This window comes from Nonomuraea marmarensis (assembly GCF_043197025.1).
Taxonomy (GTDB): domain Bacteria; phylum Actinomycetota; class Actinomycetes; order Streptosporangiales; family Streptosporangiaceae; genus Nonomuraea; species Nonomuraea marmarensis.
This window is the reverse complement of sequence record NZ_JBICRM010000010.1, coordinates 187878-205165: the sequence shown is the minus strand read 5'-3', so window position 1 is coordinate 205165 and position 17288 is coordinate 187878. Positions and strand designations below refer to the sequence as shown.

Annotated in this window: 13 protein-coding genes; 1 reads left to right on the top strand and 12 read right to left on the bottom strand. The window is 71.0% G+C overall.

Annotated features, from left to right (window positions below):
- The 12 genes from ACFLIM_RS19125 to ACFLIM_RS19070 all read right to left on the bottom strand — a co-directional run bounded on the left by ACFLIM_RS19125 (nucleotide 1) and on the right by ACFLIM_RS19070 (nucleotide 15469).
- Nucleotides 1-4350 carry a polymorphic toxin type 27 domain-containing protein gene (locus ACFLIM_RS19125; protein WP_393167200.1) on the bottom strand — a complete coding sequence of 1450 codons (4350 nt, stop codon included), beginning with the start codon at nucleotides 4348-4350 and terminating at the stop codon, nucleotides 1-3.
- 124 nt (nucleotides 4351-4474) lie between these two features.
- The gene (locus ACFLIM_RS19120) at nucleotides 4475-5362 is read right to left on the bottom strand and encodes an FG-GAP repeat domain-containing protein (protein ID WP_393167198.1); all 888 of its coding nucleotides are present in this window, start codon (nucleotides 5360-5362) and stop codon (nucleotides 4475-4477) included.
- A gap of 236 nt (nucleotides 5363-5598) precedes the next feature.
- Nucleotides 5599-6513: an alcohol dehydrogenase catalytic domain-containing protein gene (locus tag ACFLIM_RS19115; RefSeq protein WP_393167196.1), complete on the bottom strand. Its 915-nt coding sequence runs from the start codon at nucleotides 6511-6513 to the stop codon at nucleotides 5599-5601.
- 9 nt (nucleotides 6514-6522) lie between these two features.
- Nucleotides 6523-7428: an N-acetylglucosamine kinase gene (locus ACFLIM_RS19110; protein WP_393167194.1), complete on the bottom strand. Its 906-nt coding sequence runs from the start codon at nucleotides 7426-7428 to the stop codon at nucleotides 6523-6525.
- Nucleotides 7425-8462 carry an SIS domain-containing protein gene (locus tag ACFLIM_RS19105; protein ID WP_393167192.1) on the bottom strand — a complete coding sequence of 346 codons (1038 nt, stop codon included), beginning with the start codon at nucleotides 8460-8462 and terminating at the stop codon, nucleotides 7425-7427. The genes ACFLIM_RS19110 and ACFLIM_RS19105 overlap by 4 nt, the downstream gene beginning before the upstream one ends.
- A 124-nt stretch (nucleotides 8463-8586) precedes the next feature.
- On the bottom strand, nucleotides 8587-9300 hold the full coding sequence (locus tag ACFLIM_RS19100; RefSeq protein ID WP_393167190.1) for a GntR family transcriptional regulator: 714 nt from the start codon (nucleotides 9298-9300) through the stop codon (nucleotides 8587-8589).
- A gap of 139 nt (nucleotides 9301-9439) precedes the next feature.
- Nucleotides 9440-10429: an NAD-dependent epimerase/dehydratase family protein gene (locus ACFLIM_RS19095; RefSeq protein ID WP_393167188.1), complete on the bottom strand. Its 990-nt coding sequence runs from the start codon at nucleotides 10427-10429 to the stop codon at nucleotides 9440-9442.
- A complete protein-coding gene (locus ACFLIM_RS19090; RefSeq protein WP_393167186.1) occupies nucleotides 10426-11211 on the bottom strand; it encodes a sugar phosphate isomerase/epimerase family protein in 786 nt (261 codons plus the stop codon). The genes ACFLIM_RS19095 and ACFLIM_RS19090 overlap by 4 nt, the downstream gene beginning before the upstream one ends.
- Nucleotides 11208-11942, bottom strand: coding sequence for a ThuA domain-containing protein (locus ACFLIM_RS19085; RefSeq protein WP_393167184.1), 735 nt, complete (start codon nucleotides 11940-11942; stop codon nucleotides 11208-11210). Before ACFLIM_RS19085 ends, ACFLIM_RS19090 begins: the two co-directional genes overlap by 4 nt.
- Nucleotides 11943-11967: 25 nt before the next feature.
- Entirely contained in the window at nucleotides 11968-13614 is a 1647-nt protein-coding gene (locus tag ACFLIM_RS19080; RefSeq protein ID WP_393167182.1) for a hypothetical protein, read from the bottom strand.
- Between the two features lie 23 nt (nucleotides 13615-13637).
- Nucleotides 13638-14525: a carbohydrate ABC transporter permease gene (locus ACFLIM_RS19075; RefSeq protein WP_393167180.1), complete on the bottom strand. Its 888-nt coding sequence runs from the start codon at nucleotides 14523-14525 to the stop codon at nucleotides 13638-13640.
- Complete coding sequence (locus ACFLIM_RS19070; RefSeq protein WP_393167178.1) at nucleotides 14522-15469, bottom strand: ABC transporter permease; 948 nt, start codon at nucleotides 15467-15469, stop codon at nucleotides 14522-14524. Before ACFLIM_RS19070 ends, ACFLIM_RS19075 begins: the two co-directional genes overlap by 4 nt.
- A 204-nt stretch (nucleotides 15470-15673) precedes the next feature.
- Here ACFLIM_RS19070 and ACFLIM_RS19065 point away from each other — a divergent pair, with 204 nt between their 5' ends.
- Nucleotides 15674-17284, top strand: coding sequence for a beta-N-acetylhexosaminidase (locus ACFLIM_RS19065; RefSeq protein ID WP_393167176.1), 1611 nt, complete (start codon nucleotides 15674-15676; stop codon nucleotides 17282-17284).
- Nucleotides 17285-17288 lie beyond the last annotated feature (4 nt).

Genomic DNA, 17288 nt, shown 5'->3' with positions numbered 1-17288 from the left:
TCACGACCCCGGAGGCGGCGGAGGCTTCGGGAACACCCTGGTGACCTGCCCGTCCACGGTCATGTGGAACTCGACCGACTCCCACGTGCGCTTCTCCAGCCGGTACGCCCGGCGCAGCTCGGTCATCTCCCACGCGGTCCCGAGACCGCTGTTCACCTCCGCCACCATCTGCCAGTTCCCGGCCGGCACCGTGTCGCCGCGCGCCAGCAGGGCCGTCAGCGCCTCGTCGGCGGTTCTGGCGCCGGGGACGCCGTCCAGGCTGACGCTCAGCCGGATGGAGGGATTGCTCACCGCCTCGGTGACCGCGACCATCCAGATGGGCCGTCCGTCGCCGTTCGGGAACGGCGCTCCCAGCGCCCGGTTGTTGAACGTGAACGCGCCCGCCATGCCCTTGGCCAGGTCGTCGGAGTAGGGGTTGATGCCCAGGACGGCGTGGTCGCCGGCCTTGACGACGTCGGTGACGCAGTCGTTGTGCACCAGGACCGGGGTCGAACCCGCGTACACGTAGTACGTGTGGTCGGTCTCGACCTCGAAGTTGTAGACGTCGACGGGCCCGTCGCCCACCGACACCGCCTGGACGCGGTCGGCCCGGCCGGACGGGTCCTGGAGCGCGTCGCCCGGGCGGAGGTCCTGCGACTGCGTCCAGCCCCGGCCCTGGACCCAGAACCGGTGGCCCCGGCTCACCGACAACGTGCCGCTGTCCGCGGTGAGCCGCACCAGCGAGTCCACCGACCGGTGGAACAGCCGGGTGACCGCGCGCAGGGTCCGCTCGCCCGTCGCCGGATCGGCGGACCAGACCCGGTCGCCGACCCGGATGTCCTCGATCTTCCTGGGACCGTGCTCGGTGTCGACGAGCGTGCCGGCCGGGAAGCAGCGTCCGGCCGCCAGCGCGTTGCCGGCGGCCTGCTCCAGGCCGGAGATCGCCTCGGCGGGCAGCGCCGAGTAGCGGAGCCGGAACAGCGCCTCGGTGAAGGCCGTCCCGCTGCGCATGGCCGTGCGCAGGGACAGCGCGTACGTGTACCCGGCCTTGATCACCGGCGGGATGACGATCGAGCCGATGGCCCAGACGCAGCTGGTGGTCGATCCGCCGTCCTGGCCGGACACCTTGCGCCAGCAGCTCACGTAGTCGTGCACCAGCGCCTTGCCCAGCCCCTCCAGGAAGGCGAGGACCAGATCCTTCCCGTTGTAGTGGGTGTTCTTGGTGTAGCGGACGTCGAGCGGGCCGCTGCCGAGATAGTCGAGCACCAGGGGCCCGGTGCAGTCGGCGATGTCCCTGTCGGGCTGGGAGCACGTCTCCAGGTAGTAGTCCTGCGTCCCGTAGAGGTGGTACTCCAGGTCGATGTCGCAGCCGTTCGTGCCGGTGCAGAGATCTTCCTTGGGGGTGATGTCGTACCGGGCGTCGTCGCTCGGCAGGCTGATCAGGTTGGGGATGCCTGTCGGGCCCGACCCCGAGGCCCGGTCGGCCTCGCGTTCCTGGTCCGCGGCCGCCTCTGTGCGTTCGGCGGCCGCCTGGGCCTCCTCGGCAAGCTCGCGGGCGCGGGCCGCGGCGGCCTCGGCGGTGCTGGCGTCCGCCTCGGCCTGGGTGGCGACGTCGCGGGCGGTCGCGGCGTCGTTCTCGGCCGCGGTGGCGGCATTGCGGGCGGAGGCGGCGTCCTGCTCGGCCGCGTCGGCCGAGTTACGGGCGTCGCTCGCGTATCCCGCGGCGGTGTCGGCGGCCGAGGCCGCGGCAGCCGCGTCCGCGGTGGCCTGGCGGTCGTATTCGACGGTGTCGGTCTCGGCCTGCACCGCCGCCTTGGCCGCCGTCTTCGCATCGGCCGCTGAGGCTTGGGCCTTGGCGAGCGAGGCGGCGGCCTTGGCCGCGGAGTCGGCTGCCTGGGCCGCCGCGGTGGCGGCGGCCTTGGCGTCGGCCGCGGCCTGGGCCGCCAGCGCCGCGGCCTCGGTGGCGGCCTTGGCAGCCTGGGCGGCCTTGGCCTGGGCGACGGCGGCCTGCTGCTCGGCCAGCGTCTTGGACGACTGGCCGGTCAGCACGGCCAGGCCCGCCGAGGCGTCGGTGTCCTTGTACGGGGAGCCGAGCTCGATCGCGTCGTTGGCCGGCTTGATCACCTGGGCCGCGGAGTCGCGGGCGGCGACCGCCGCCTGGGCGGTGGAGTAGGCGAACCCGGCGGTGCGCACCGCGCTGGCGTGCGCCGCGTCGGCCTCCTTACGGGCGATGGCCGCGTCCGCCTTGGCCGTGGCCGCCCTGGCTTTGGCGGTGTCGGCGTAGATCTTGGCCAGGCGGACGTTCTCGGCCGCGGCCTCGGAGGCGGCGATGGCGTCGGCCGCCGCGGCGTGGGCCTTCTTGACGGCGGCGTTGGTGATCGCCACGTCCCGTTGGGCGGCGTCGGAGGCGGCCCTGGCACGGGAGGCGGCGGCCGTGGCGCGCGTGGCCGCCTCGCGGGCGGCGCTCGCGGCCGCGGTGGCCTCGTTGGCGGCGGCGCGGGCGTTGGTGGCCGCGACGGTCGCCCGGTCGGCCGCGGCCCGCGCCTGGGTGGCGGCGGCCCGCGCGTCCTGCGCGGCATCGGTGCCCTCGACGGCGGCGGCGTGCGCCTCGCGGGCGGCGGCCTTGGCCACCAGGGCGTCCCGCGTCTCCTCGGCCTCCACGGCCCGATTGCGCGCGTCGGCCGCCTTGCCCTCGGCCGCCAGTGCCGCGTCCTTCTTCTGCGCCGCCGTGGCGCCCGCCGCCTCGGCGTCGCTGAGGGCGGAGGCCGCGACCTGCCGCTGGTTCTGGGCGGTGGCCTCCGCGGCGGCGGCGTTGGCCCGCTGTGTGGCGGCGATGTTCTTCTGCGCCTCGGCGTTGTCGCGCTCGGCCTCGGCGGTCGCCCGCCTGGCCTTGGCGTCCGCGGCGGCGTTCTTCGCCGTCAGCTCGGCGGCCTCGGCCCTGGCCTGGGCCTCCTTGGCCTTGGTGGCGTTGATCGCGGCCTGGGCGGCCTGCGCGGCGGCCCCGTCCGCGGCGGCCTTGGCCTGCGCGGCGGCCTCCTCGGCGGCGATGCGCCGGAACTCGGCCTGCGAGGCGTGCGCCTGCGTCTCGGCCAGCGCCATCAGCGTCTTGCTGTCGGCGGCCGAGGCGCGGGTGGCGTTGGAGGCGGTCTCGGTGGCCTTGGCCACGGCCAGCGCGGCGGCGGCCGAGGCCCGGGTGACCTGGACGGCCTGCTGGCCGTAGAGCAGGCCGCGGCCGCGGGGGAGCCCGGCGCCGTCGGCGATGGCGTACGCGGCCTGCTGGGCGGCCACCGCGGCCGCGGCGTGCCGCTGCGCCGACTGGGCGGACCGGGAGGCGACGAACACCCGGCCCAGCGCCATCGCCTGCGCCTTGACGATGTCGTTCTTGACCTTGGTGAACTCCGCCGCGTCCGGGTACTCCAACCCGGCGCTCTCGGGTGTCTGCTTCAGCCAGTACGCCTGCCAGTCGGCCAGCCGGACCGCGATGGTCGACTGGCCGAGCGCCTCGCCCAGGGCCTGGCTGGCCACCTGGAGGTCGGCCGCGGCCTGCGCCTCCTCCTTCAGGATGGTGTCACGCTGGGCGCGCTGGCCGTCGACCTCCTGCTGCCACTCCGCCGAGGCCGTGGCGAACTCGGCCGTGAGCACCTTGCGCGGATCGGGCGGGTTGTCGGTGGTGCAGGAGGCGTAGCGCGACTTGAGGTTCTCGACGTCGATCCGGAACTCCATGCTGTCCGGGTCGGGCGCGCTGGCCGGGAACCCGCCGGCGGCCAGGAAGGCCCGCGCGTCGTCGGCGTACATGGGGTGCATGAAGGTCATGTCCTCCCACGCACGCCACCCCTCGTAGTCGGGGTACGGGAAGGTGCCGGGGTAGCGGACCGCGGCGATCTTGTTGACCGCGTCCACGGACTCCTTGCTGGCCAGCGGGGTCTGGTCGGCGTAGAAGTCGTCCTCGGCCTGCCAGAACTGGTTGCTGATCCAGCCGGACAGGCCCACCTTGGCGAACGGGTTGTCCTTCTGCTCGATCCACTGGAACCCGACGTTGGTGTAGCCCTTCGGGGGCGTGACGCTGAGGGACTGCTCCCACACGTTGTGGCGGTCGTACAGCTCGTCCATCTTGGCCGAGGCCCGGTCGCGGTCCGTGTCGAAGGCGACGTGCAGCGGCGTCGGCGGGTCGGCCCAGTAGTCGGGGGCCGCGGCCTGCAACAGGTCGGCGTCGGCGCCGCCCAGGCCGGTGCGGGCGACGGCCTTCAGGTCCTGGCCGCCCTTGCGCTGCATGACGGTGAGCAGGCACAGGGCCGCGCGCACCTCGGCGGCGTGGCCGAGGTCGTAGTCGCCGGCGTCGGCTGAGGCCGCGGCCGGACTGATTCCGGGCAAGGGTACGAATTGCGCGCCGGAGACGAAGACAGCGGCGGAGGTGAGGGCTGCGGTGGTCGCCCGCAGCCGCCCTAAAAAGGGCATAAGGGTAGGCATGGTCAGCCGTTTCTCTGCAGCGAGGGGATCAGAAGAAGGCGTTGAACGCGTTCCACCCGGCGGTGCCGATCTGCACCCGGGCGGCGAAGGGGGCCGAGGCGACGCCGGTGCCCTTGAAGAGCCACAACGCGCCGGCGGAGTCGCGGGCGATCAGGTCGGCCTTGCCGTCCCCGTCGTTGTCGCCGCTGGAGACGAGCGCGGTGTAGGTGCCCCAGTTGGTGCCCGCGGAGACGCGGGTACCCAGAATGGCGTTGGCCGTGGCGCTGCCCGTACCCGGGTAGATGTAGAGGGTGCCGCTGGTGGTCCTGGCCAGCAGGTCGGTCTTGCCGTCGCCGGTGTAGTCGCCGAACCCGGCCAGCGCGTTCATGCCGTTCCAGCCGGCCGTGCCTGCCTGGACGCGGGTGACCAGGGTGCCGTCGGCGCGTCCCTGGTAGAGCCAGAGGGCGCCGTTGGCGTCCCGGGCGAGGAGGTCGGTGGTGCTCGTGCCGCCCAGGTTGCCCGGGGTCATGAGCAGGTTGTACTGGTCCCACCCCGACCCGATGAGCTTGGTCTCGGTGCCCCGTTCGGAGGTGTAGTAGAGGGAGCCGCCCAGCCGGAAGTACAGGTCGCTGCGGCCGCTCCCGGAGATGTCGGCGCGCAGGATCGCGGTCGCCGCGGCGAAGCCGCCGCCCAGGTCGACGGCAGACTGCAGGCCGGCGCTCGCACCCTTGGGCTCGTACGCCAGCAGGTGACCGTCACTGGTCCTGCGGACGAGCAGGGGCAACATCGGCGCGGCGGCGGCCGCCTGGACGGCCTGCCCGGAGGCGGCGGCCGCGGGCGGCGGCGCGAGGACCGGGCCGGCGGCTAACACGGCCGCCAAGGCCGCCGCGAACAGGGCCCGGGGCCGCCGTAGGGAGGTGATGAACGCACTCGTCATTCGACGCAAACCTCACAAGACTCGGATCTTTCCTAGAAAGAGTCGAACGGGGGGGTGGAACGTGACAGCTTGCGGCCGATCGGCCGTCCCCGCGAGCCCGGCACTCTCCAGATCAGCGCAGCCCTCGCCTGGGGTTGCGCCCGGTGTGAGGTCGCGCGACCGAAGGGGTCGCGCCCGATGGGAGATCGACTTTACGACACCCTTCTGACAGTTCTCGCAGAGGGGTGTGAAGTTCGTCAGGGCGTGACGACGCACTTGACGAAGCCCGTGGGACGGTCGGTGAGGTAGCCGAAGCCCCGGTCCACGTCGTCAAGGGAGAGGGTGTGGGTGACCAGGGGTTCGAGGGTGAGCCGACGGTCGGCCATCAGCCGCAGTCCGGTGCTCAGTGCCGCCATGCCCCGCCGGCGGTCGCCGCTGAAGCCGTTGACGATGGTCACCCCGCGATACCAGAGCTCGATGTCCAGCTCCCGCGGGCCGTCCTGGTGGTAGCCGCCTACACAGAGCGTGCCGTGCCGGGTCACCAGGTCGCCCGCCAGCTTCAGGCCGGGGGCCTTGCCGGAGAACTCGATGACCACGTCGAAATCGGCGGCGAGGTCGGCCGCCTCCTCCGGGGCGCGGACCTCGTCGGCGCCCAGCGCCGACGCCAGGTCTCGCATGTGCGGCAGCGGATCGACACCGACCAGCCGGGCGGGTGCGCGGTCAGCCGCCACCTGCACCGCGACGAGCCCCATGAAGCCGAGCCCGACCACGGCGACCCGCTGCCCGGGGGTGAGCGCGCAGCGCGAAAGCGCTTCGACGACGCAGGCCAGCGGCTCTCCGAGGGCGGCCACGCTCGGCACGTTGGCCGGCACCGGCAGCAGCGCCGCGGCGGGGGTGTTCACCACGTCAGCGAAGGCAGGGGAGGCGAAACCGGTGACCCGGTCGCCCACCGACCAGCCGTGCACTCCGGGCCCGAGCGCCACGATCTCACCGGTCAGCTCGTGTCCCAGCCGCAGCGGCCGGGACCCGTCGTGGTGTGCCCAGGCGGGCCCTTCCGAGGCGCAGACCCCGGACGCCAGGGTGCGTACCCGTACCTCACCGCCGCCGGGTGGCAGGTCAGCGGCCTCGATGATCTCCGAATGACCGGCCGAGACTACTTGCGCGTATCGCACGTGTCCTCCTCAACTCCTGCCCGCCGTACGGCGGGCCAGTTCGACCGCCCCGGCGACCGGCGGAGTGCGCAGCAACGTCGTGGTCACCCCCGGCAGCCGGGCGCCCAGCTCCTTCTCGAACGCCGCGAGGAGCGCCGGCTGGGCGACGATCACCCCGCCCGCCGCGACCACGGCACCGGTCTCCGCGCCCCGGCGGGCGAGGCACTGCACCAGGCCGGCCAGCGCCGCGCCGCCCCGGCGGATCACGTCCCGCGCCAGAACGGAGCCCCCGGCTGCGGCGGCGAAGACGGCAGGCGCGTGCTCGGACCACGTCTCCACGCCGCCGTCCCAGCTCATCGCGGCGGCCAGTTCGGGCAGGCCGGGCACGCCGTAGGAGCGCAACAGGGCCTGGCCGAGCGGTTCGAGGGGCGCACCGTCGTCGGCTCGGGCGAGTACCGCGCGGGCCGCGTCGCGGACCAGCGCGGAGCCGGAGCCGTCGTCACCGAGCACCCAGCCCCACCCGCCGGCCGACATGTGGCCGCCGGTCTCGCGATGCCTGCCCACGGCCACCGAGCCCGTGCCCGCGATCAGGCCGATCCCGGCGGTCATCCCGGCCGCCGGGACGAGCAGCTCGGCGTCGTTGACCACGGTGACCGGCAGGCCGAGGGCCGCCTCCAGCTCGCGTTCCAGCAGATGGCACTGCTCGGACGTCTCGCAGCCGTGCGCCCCGGCCACGACCCGCACCACCTCGTCGCCGGGCTGCGGCAGGGCGGCCACCCGCTCGGCCAGCCAGGCCGCGGCGCCGGGCAGCGATCGGGTCTGCCAGCCGGTGCTCGGCATCGTACGGTCGCCGGCCACCTCGCCACCCGCCAGGTCCAGGAGCCGCATCCGCGTCTTCGTGCCGCCGACGTCAATGCCGATCACGACCCGGCTCATCCGACCGGTTCCTCGATCTTGGTATCGCTGTTGTGGAAGACGAAGTCCTCGATCTCGACCCCACGCGCCTGGGCCAGGGAGCCGGCCAGGCGCTGCAGCACGGCCTCGGCGAGGACGGTGCGCACCGGCAGCGAGGCCGCGGCCGGGATGGGCACCACGTGCAGGTATTCGGCGGAGGCGAGGCCGGCCGAGGTGACGCAGAGCGTGTGATGATGGGCCGCGGCCAGGCTGCCGGCCAGCTCCAGCTCCCGGCCGTCGCCGATGATCACGTGCAGGGTCTCGCCGGCCGACTCCATCTCGCCGTGCAGGTAGTTACGGGTGACCAGGGCGGAGGCGGGCACCCGGCACACCTCGCGCAGCAGCAGGGCGCCGGACTCGGAGACGGCGCGGAACGCCCCGGAGGAGACGACGTCGGCGGCCACCACGCCGGCGGCCTGCCGGGCCACCTCGTCCACCACCGGAGCCAGCGCGGTCTCGTGCCGCTCCAGCTCGGCCTCGATCCCGGCCCACTCCCGCGCGGCCTCGGCCACCGGCATCCCGAGCAGGGTCCGCGCGATCATGGTGAGCGCGACCAGAGTGCCGGTGTACCCGATGGTGGAGGCGTAGCTGTCCGGCTCGTTGCCGAGGTCCACGCAGTGCTCCACGGCCTCGCTGAGGCGCGAGGGCGCGACGTTCACCACCGCTGCCCGGTTTCCGCCGGGCAGCAGGGCCAGCGATTCGAGGGTCTCCGTGCTGCGTCCCGACTGCGAGACGCCGAGCACCAGGTCCGCCCCGGTGAACGCGAGGCCGGAGCCGATCTCGCCGGCCAGCTCCCGCCGGGCGAGGATCCCGCCTTCGGCGAGGAGCGCGACCGGCAGGGCGAGCGCCGCATAGCTGGCGCCGATGCCGACGAAGACCGGGCGGACAACCGAGGCGAGCACACCGCCTTCCTCGCCGAGCGCGGCGAGCTGGGCCCCGACCCTGGCCGCGACCCGCTCCAGCGCGGCCGGTTGGCCCGCTCGTCCCTCCAGGAAGGGGATTCTCACCCCGGTCATGTCGTTCTCTTCCTTTCAAAGGATCAGTGATCCAATTCAATACCACGCAATACCACAGCATGCCATGAGAGAGCATAGTGCATGGTTTGTGTGAAATGTCCGGCAGGTGAAGAGTGCCGGTCCGTCAGGAGGCGCCCCCGGCGCCTCGCATGAACGAGGTGCGCAGCCGGTAGCGGTCGCCCCGGTAGGTGATGGTCGAGACGAGCACGACCCGCCCCAGGGCGTCCATCATGGACTGGTTCATGATCAGAACAGGATCGCCGGCCTTGAGCTCCAGCGGCTCGGCGATCTCCGCGTCGCAGCCCCTGGCCTCGATGGTGGACTCGGCTATGACCGGCTCGGCGCCCGCCGCGGCCAGCTCCTCCAGCAGCGACGCGCGGGTGAAGTCGACGGAGCCGAGCCCGGGGACGAAGTTGGCCACCACCTGGGAGGAGTCCACTGCTATCGGCACACCGTCCAGCAGGCGCACCCGCTCAAGGAGGAAGAGCTCGGTGCCGGCCGCCACGCCGAACTCGTCCGCCTCGTCCAGGGACGCCTGCGCGATCCTGGCGCGCAGCACCCGGGAGGTGGGTACCAGGCCCTTGCGGCGGGCCGTCTCGGTGAAGGATTCCAGGGAGTTGGGCCACTCACGGTCGGAGCGGGCCGCGACGTACCAGCCGCGGCCGTGCGAGGAACGCATGACGCCGCGCTCGACCAGGTGCTGCAGGGCGCGGCGGAGCGTCACCCTGCTGATGCCGAGCTGGGTGCACAGCTCCCGCTCGGCGGGCAGCCGCCGACCGGCGGGCAGGACGCCCTCCCGCACCTGGCGCTCGATCAGCTCAGCCGCCTGGACCCACAAGGGCTCAGGATTGTCCGACGCGATGAGGGACGTCCGAGACGACGTGTTCACCCCGTCCATGTCTTTCGCTTGCTCCCTGCTTCTGTTACCTGGTGAAGATAGTGGCATTTTCGCCCTGGATCCGCTTCGGATGCCATTATTATCCATCACAATCTCCGGCCAGCCGGTCGAAGGCCGCGTCCAGCTCCGCGTCGACCTGCTGCCGGGACGGATCCGCGCCGAACCAGCGGAGAATCTCCCGGGCTCCCCGCTCGAACGGCACCTGAGCCGAGAAACCCGGAACGAGCTGCTTAATCTTGGAATTGTCATAAATCATCGAGTGCCGGAAATCCTCTTGCAGAACGGTGCCCATCCACGCGATTTCGCGGCCGATGTCCGCACTGGACCGGTGCGCGATCGCCGGTTCCACCCCGGCGGCCCTGGCGAGGCAGAAGTGAATCTCGTCCCAGGTGAGCGGTTCGTCGGAGGTGATGTGCACGCTTTCCCCTACAGCGGCGCGGCGGGCGACGACTCCGGCCAGCCCGCGGGCGAAGTCGCCGGCATGCATGAGGTTCCACAACGAGGTGCCGTCCCCGTGCACGACGGCCGGTCTGCCGCGCCGCCAGCGGTCGATGACCGTCCAGCCGGCCAGCGTGGGGAACACCGTCTCGTCGTAGACGTGCGCCGCTCGCACGATCGTCGCGGGGAAGCCCTCGTACCGGTAGGCCCGTTCCAGCTCCTCCTCGCAGCGCAGCTTCTGCGCCGGGTAGTCGAAGTTCCCCGCGCGGCGCGCCGACGACTCCGTGACCGGGAGGACGGGCGCCGGGCGGGCGTACACCGAGCCGGTCGAGATGAACACGTACTGCCCGGTGCTCCCGCCGTACCTGGCCACGTCCGTGGTGATGTCGGCGGGGGCGTAGCCGACGAAGTTGACCACGGCGTCGAAGGTCTCCCCGCCCAGGGCTGCGCGCATGGACGCGTCGTCGTGCACGTCGGCGGTCAGCCTGCGCACCCCGTCCGGCAGTGGCCGCGAGTTGGTGCGGCCCCTGGTCAGAACGGTCAGCTCGAAGCCGTCGGAGGCGAACTGACGCGCGCAGGCGGCGCTGATCACTCCCGTGCCCCCGAGCAGGAGCACCCGTGGCCCGTTCATGACGCACCGGCGGGACGCCGGCCAGTCGCGAGCCCTGCCCCGACGAGGAAGTCGTAGCAGGCCCGCAGCAGCCCGTACATGTCCTGGCGGGACCGGTCGGCCTCGACGATGTGCCACTTGACCGCGGGGTTGGCCCGCGCGGCCGCCGCCACGTCGACCGTCCCCTCGCCGAAGGGCACCATGTAGTCGTCCATGCCCGTTGCCGGGCCGTCCTTGAGGTGCGTGAACTCCAGCCGATCGCCGAGCCCGGCGGCCACCGGCGCGGGGTCCAGACCGGCCGTGGCCACCCAGTACGTGTCCAGCTCGACGACCACCGCGGGGTCCAGCTCGCCGAGCAGGATGTCATAGGCTCGCCGGCCGTCGAACACGTTGACGAACTCGGCGTAGTGGTTGTGATAGGCGATCCGCATGCCCCGCGCGGCCGCGTTCGCCACGGCCCGGTTGATCCGCTCGGCCCCGGCGAGGATGCCGCCGAGCGTGCTGAACTCCTCTGGCTCCAGGCTCCACACCAGCGTCGCGACGCCCAATTCCCGGTAGGTGTCCAGGATGGCCGGCGCGTCGTCTCCGGACGGGAACGGAACGTGCGCGCTGCACACGTCCAGGCCAAGACGGTCCAGCGTAGCCCGTACGGCCGAGGGCGCGTTGCCGTACAGGCTGATCGGCTCGACCGCGGTGTAGCCGATCTCCGCGACCCGTTCCAGCACGCCGAGCAGATCCTTGGCGGCGTCGTCGTGCAGCGACCACAATTGCGCCGCGACCGGCGGTACGGCCTGCCCGCTCACGTCGCGGCTCCGATGAACCGCGCGTTGCCCAGCGGCCAGCGGGTGGACCAGGAGGCGATCACGTCGTCCTCGACGCCCGCCGCCCAGAGCGTGGCCTGCCGGATGAGCTGGCGGAACCACGGGTTGCCCCACGCCCGCGCGTCGTGGCCGAGAGCCGTGTAGCACACCCGGCCCGCGCCGTGCTCGCGCACGTAGGCGATCGGCTCGGTGCCCTCGCCCGCGGGCCGCTCGGCCAGCACCTGGACGTCCGGAGCGCAGTCCAGCACGTAGTACTCGTCGTCGATGGCGAAGTCGTCCAGGTACCTGGTCACGGGGTGGCCCCCGCGTACCGTGACCTCGAGCCGGCCCTCCGAGCCCGCGTCGCCGTGCGACACGTACCGGGAGCCCACCAGTTCGTGCGCCGCGCGGTCCGCGGCCAGACCGCCGGGCCCGAACCCGAACAGGTTGCTCGCGTGCACGGCGACCAGCCCCTTGCCGGCCGCCACCAGCGCCGACAGCGCCTCCTGCTGGGCGGGGTGGAAGCTGACCGACGAGCGGTACAGCACGTAGACGTCGGCCTCGGCGGTGGCCGGCATCGGGTCGAGGAACCGGTCCAGGCCGACGGCGCGGGCCGCCGGCAGCCCGCCCTCGAGCACGATCTCCTGCAGCGCCAGCGCCGCGCCGAGCAGGTCGTGATGGATGTCGGTGCCCTCGACGATCACCAGCGCCGACGGCGAGTGTCTCAACTTCATCTGATACCTTTCCCCGATCCTCGCGTCAGCCCGCCTGCGCGTACTCCTTGGCCATCTGGTCGCCGCCGCCGGCCTTCCACTTCTGCACCGCGGAGGTCAGGCTGGAAGCTTGCTCCCGGCCGAGGAACACCGCGACGATCGCGTCCTCCATCTGCTTCTGCAGGGCGGCGCCCTTGGAGTTGAAGGTCTGCGAGTACAGGTGCACGGCGGGGTTGGCGAGCAGGTTCGGGACCACCTTCTGCTGCCAGTCGTAGTTCAGTTTGTCCACGCCCGGGGCGCCCTGCGGGTTGCACAGCACCTGGGGGCCGCCCGCGATGTAGGCCAGGCCGAGGTCCTGCTCGCGCTGCCCGCGGGTGGTCAGCACGGCCACGCCGTCCTTGACCGTGTAGTCCTCGCCCTTGACCCCGTAGTTGATCACGAACGACTCCCTGGCGCCGAACGGGGCCGAGATGTAGTCGAGCACCTTGAGGAACATGTCGATCCTCTTCTTGTCGCTCGTCTTCTTGATCATCGTCATCGCGTAGGCGCCGTTGCCGGTCCAGTGCACGGTGTTCCCGCCGTCCTTGCCGAACGGCATCATGATGTCGAACACCAGTTTGTTGTCGTCCGCGACGATGCCGAACGCCCGGTTGCCGTCATGGACCATGGCCAGCTTGCCCGACCGGAAGAGCGCGTCACGCTGCACCTTGTTGTCGATCAGCGTGGCCGTGTCGGGGTGGAAGACGCCGCTCTTGTACAGCGCGGCCAGCTCGGCGATGGCCGGGATGAACGCCGCGTGCTCGTAGGCGGAGACGAAGGTGCCGTCGTTGTTGCGCGTCCACTTGTTGGGCACGCCGAACATCATCATCAGGAAGTCCGCGATGTTGCCGCCGAAGGCGTACACGCCGGCCTTGGGGTTGGTGACCGCCTTTGCCAGGTCGCGGAATTCCTGGAGGTTCGTCGGTTGCGGGTTGGCGCCCGCCGCCTTGATGACGTCCGTCTTGGTGTAGATCTGCGAGGTGAAGACGGGGTCGGAACGCGGCACGCCGTAGATCCGGCCGTTGAGGTAGCCGTTGAGCCAGCCCGCCTCCTGGATGCCGGCCAGGTTCGGATACTTCTTCACCGCGTCGCCGGAGAGGTACTCGCTCAGGTCGGTGAACTGCGCCTCGGCGAGTTGGGGCAGGCGGGCCACGTTCTGGAATATCGGCACGGAGACGAACTCCGGCAGGTCGTCGCCGGCGACCAGGGCGGGGAACTTCGTCTGGAAGTCGGCGAAGGGCACCTGGAGCGGCTTGACGTTGAGGTTGAGCTCCTTGTTCAGGAGCTGCCAGTAGACGTTCTCGCCCAGCGGCGGGGCCGGCTGCCCGAACGTCATGATCATGACGTTGAAGTCGCTGCCGTCACCGATCGGCCCGGTCACCGTCGTCGGCCCGTCCATGGGGAAGGACTCGTAGACGTCCATGACGCCCTTCGCGGTGCCCTCGAACAGCGGCTTGGGCTTGTTCGGCGGCACGTACGCCGGCATCGGCGCCGCCTTGCCCGCGCCCGTGCTCGGCGCGCCGCCGCTCGCACCCTCCGGACCGGAGCCGCACGCGGCGAGGACTCCGCCGATCGGCACGAGTGCCGCGGCCAGACCCGCGCGCCTCAGCAGCGACCTGCGACTGACTCCCTCATTGGGGATTCTGATGCCCATGATGTGTTCCTTTACGGTATCCATTAACCCTTGATGGCCCCGGTGAGCATCCCCTTGGACATGTGTTTCGTCAGGAAGGGATAGACACACAGGATCGGCAGTGTGGCGATCGCCACTAGCGCCATCTGCACGGACTGCGCGGGGGGTGCCACGTATCCGGGAATGGCCTGCGCATTCGACGTGACGTTGTTGTCCAGCACGAACGTGCGCATGACAAGCTGGAGAGGCCACATCTCCGTGTCGTTCAGATACAGCAGCGGGCTGAAATAGTTGTTCCAGTAACCGACCGCGATGAAAAGGCCCACCACGGCGACGACGGCCCTGGAACTGGGCAGCACGATGGACCGGAGAATGCGCCATTCGCCGGCGCCGTCCATGCGCGCCGCGTCGAACAGCTCCTGCGGTATCGCCTGGATGAAACCGCGGATGATCACAATGTTGAACGCGCTCACCGCGGTCGGGATGACCAGCGACCAGTACGTGTTGAGCATGCCCAGCTGCTTGACCATCAGGTACACCGGGATCATGCCCGGCGCGAAAAGCAGCGTGAGCAACACGAAGGACAGCAGGCCGCGCTGGAAGAGCGACCCCCTGCGACTCAGGCCGTACGCCGCGAGCACCGTGCACAGGAGGCTGAAGGCGGTGCCCACCGCCGTCACGCCGACACTGATCACGATGGACCGCGACACCTGCGTGCCGTTGAAGACCTGCTTGTAGGCCTCGAAGGAGATCTGCGTGGGCCAGATGACGTAGCCGCCGTTGGCGTCGATCTGCTGCTTGGTCGCCAGGCTGGTGGAGATCACGACGAGGAAGGGGAAGATGACCACCGCGCAGGTGAGCACGAGTGCGAGCGCCTTCAGGGCGAGGGCGACCGGCTGGGGTTTGCCCAGCCATATGGGACGGGAGCTCATCGCCGGTAAACGCCTTCCTCTCCGAGCCGGTGGGCGAGTTTGTTGGCGGCGAGCACGAGCAGGAGGCTGACGATGCCCTTGAGCAGGCCCGCGGCGGTCGCGGTGCCCCAGCTCCCGTCCACGACGCCGTTGAAGTAAGTGAAGGTGTCCAGCACCTCGGCGGCTCCTGGGCCGACCGCGTCCCGCTGGAGCAGGATCTGCTCGAAGCCGACGGTCAGGGCGTCGCCCAGCCGCAGGATCAGCATCAGCACGATGATCGGCCGCATCCCGGGCAGCGTGACGTGCCAGAACCGCTGCCAGGTGCCCGCGCCGTCGATGGTGGCGGCTTCGTACAGGCCGGGGTTGATGGCCGCGATGGCGGCCAGGAAGATGATCGTCCCCCAGCCGGCGTCCTTCCAGATGGCCTGCGTGGTGAGCAGCAGCTTGAAGATGTCCGGGTTGGACATGACCTCGAACGGCGTCATCCCGTGCGTGAGGAGGAACCGGTTCACGACGCCGCCTCCGCCCAGGATCTGCTGGAACAGCGCGACGATGATCACCCAGGACAGGAAGTGCGGCAGGTAGATCACCGACTGGACGAACTTCTTCGCCATCGGCAGCGCGACCGTGTTCAGCAGGACCGCCAGCAGGATCGGCACCGGGAAGAAGAGCACGATCTGCAGGAAGGTGATCTGCGCGGTGTTCCACAGCGCGGTCCAGAACGCGGAGTCGGAGAAGAGCGAGGTGAAGTTGGCCCAGCCCACCCACTCCGACCCGGTGAAGCCCAGGAATGGGACGTAGTCCATGAACGCGATCACGCTGCCCAGCAGCGGGACGTACGTGAAGAGCAGCAAGATGATCACTGTGGGCGCGACCATGACGAGCAACGGCGAATCCCGCCAGAATCTGGCCAGGAACGGCATCTTCCGCGAAGCGTGAAGCTTGTTCTCGGGTGGGGGATTCACTCGAGGCAAGGTCTGATTGACCGCCATGATCACCTCTCCATTGGTCGGTCGACCGCCGAATACGCCCCCGACCAGGGCAAAATACCACTGAAGTACCGGGAAGATACCACTTGCGCCAAACTAAGACAACCAGTAACTTCGCCGACATAAGACGACCTGCCGAGGGGTCTGGCAGGCCATCCGCTTCGACGGTGGGAACGTGCCGTGAACGCCTATTTCTCCCTGCTGCCACGCCCGGCGACGGTCGAGCCGCACTCCGGTATATGTCGTTTAAGTGCGGAAATGCCGCTTGAAGTGGTCGGGTCGGCCGAGGTGGCGTCGCCCGTCCGGCGGTTTCTGTCCGCCCTAACACCGGCCAATACCACTGGGACCAATCGGTTTGTGGTGGATTCCTCCACCGACCAGCCGGCCGGCGGTTACACCCTCCAGGTCGCCGAGGACGGCGTCACCGTCCAAGCGGGCGATCTCGAAGGCGTGTCCGGCGCGCTGACCACTCTCCGCCAGCTTCTCCCCGCGGAGATCTGGCGCCGCGCGGGCGTGCCCCCGGGCGGCTGGACCGTACCGTGCGGCCGGGTGATCGACGCCCCGGTGTACGGCTGGCGCGGCGCGATGCTCGACGTGGCGCGGCACTTCTTCCCCAAGCGCACCGTGCTGCGCTACGTCGACCTGCTGGCCGCCCACCGTTACAACCGGCTGCACCTGCACCTGTCCGACGACCAGGGCTGGCGGGTGGAGAGCCGGCTGCACCCGCGCCTGCACGAGGTCGGCGCCTGGCGCCCGGCCACGAGGCTCGGCCCGGACGGCGTTCCGGACGGGACTCCGCACGGCGGCTACTACACCCTCGACGACCTGGCGGAGATCTCGGCGTACGCGCGTTCCCAGGGGATCGTCGTGGTGCCCGAGATCGACGTGCCCGGCCACACCTCCGCGCTGCGCGCCGCCTACCCCGAGCTGGGCCGCCCCGGCGAGGAGCAGGCCGTGCTGGACACCGTCTGGGCGGGCGGCTCCTCGATCAGCCCTGCCGAGCCGGTCGTGTCCTTCCTCCGGGACGTGCTCGGCGAGATCATCGACGCCACCGGGACGCCGTACCTGCACCTCGGCGGGGACGAGTGCGACATGAGCTGGTGGGCCGCAGACCCGCTGATCGCGGCGGAGATGGTGACACACGGGTACACCGAGGTCCGCCAGCTGCACGGCCACTTCCTGCGCGAGCTGGGCGGCTTCCTCGCCGGGCGCGGCGTGCGCATGGTGGTGTGGGACGAGGGCTTCGTCACCGGCGGCGTGCTACCCGACACGATCGTCATGGCCTGGCGCGGCCACGAGGTGGCCGAACGTGCCGCGCGTACCCACGACGTGGTCCGCACCCCGCTGTTCCCGACCTACCTCAACTTCGACCAGTCCGACCTGCCGGCGGAACGGCGCTCGGAGGGCGGCCCGATCACCCTGGCCGACGTGGCCGCCTTCACCCCGGCGCCGGCCGAATGGCCGGACGAGCGGCGGTCCCGGGTGCTCGGCGGCCAGTGGCAGATCTGGAGCGAGTGGGTTCCGCACGAGCGGCACCTCGACTACCTGGCCTTCCCGCGGGCGTGCGCGCTCGCCGAGGTGTTGTGGAGCGGCGGCATCGCCGACCCCGCCGAGTTCGAGGAGCGCCTGCGGACACATCTGGCCAGACTGGACGCCCTCGGCGTGGAGTACCGTCCACTCGCCGGGCCGCACCCCTGGCAGGCCGGCGGGACGGGAGCCTGGCGGCGCACCGGGCCCGGGCGGATCGAGGAGACCAAGAAGTGGGTCGAGTCGATCTCCCGCGAGCCGTGACCAT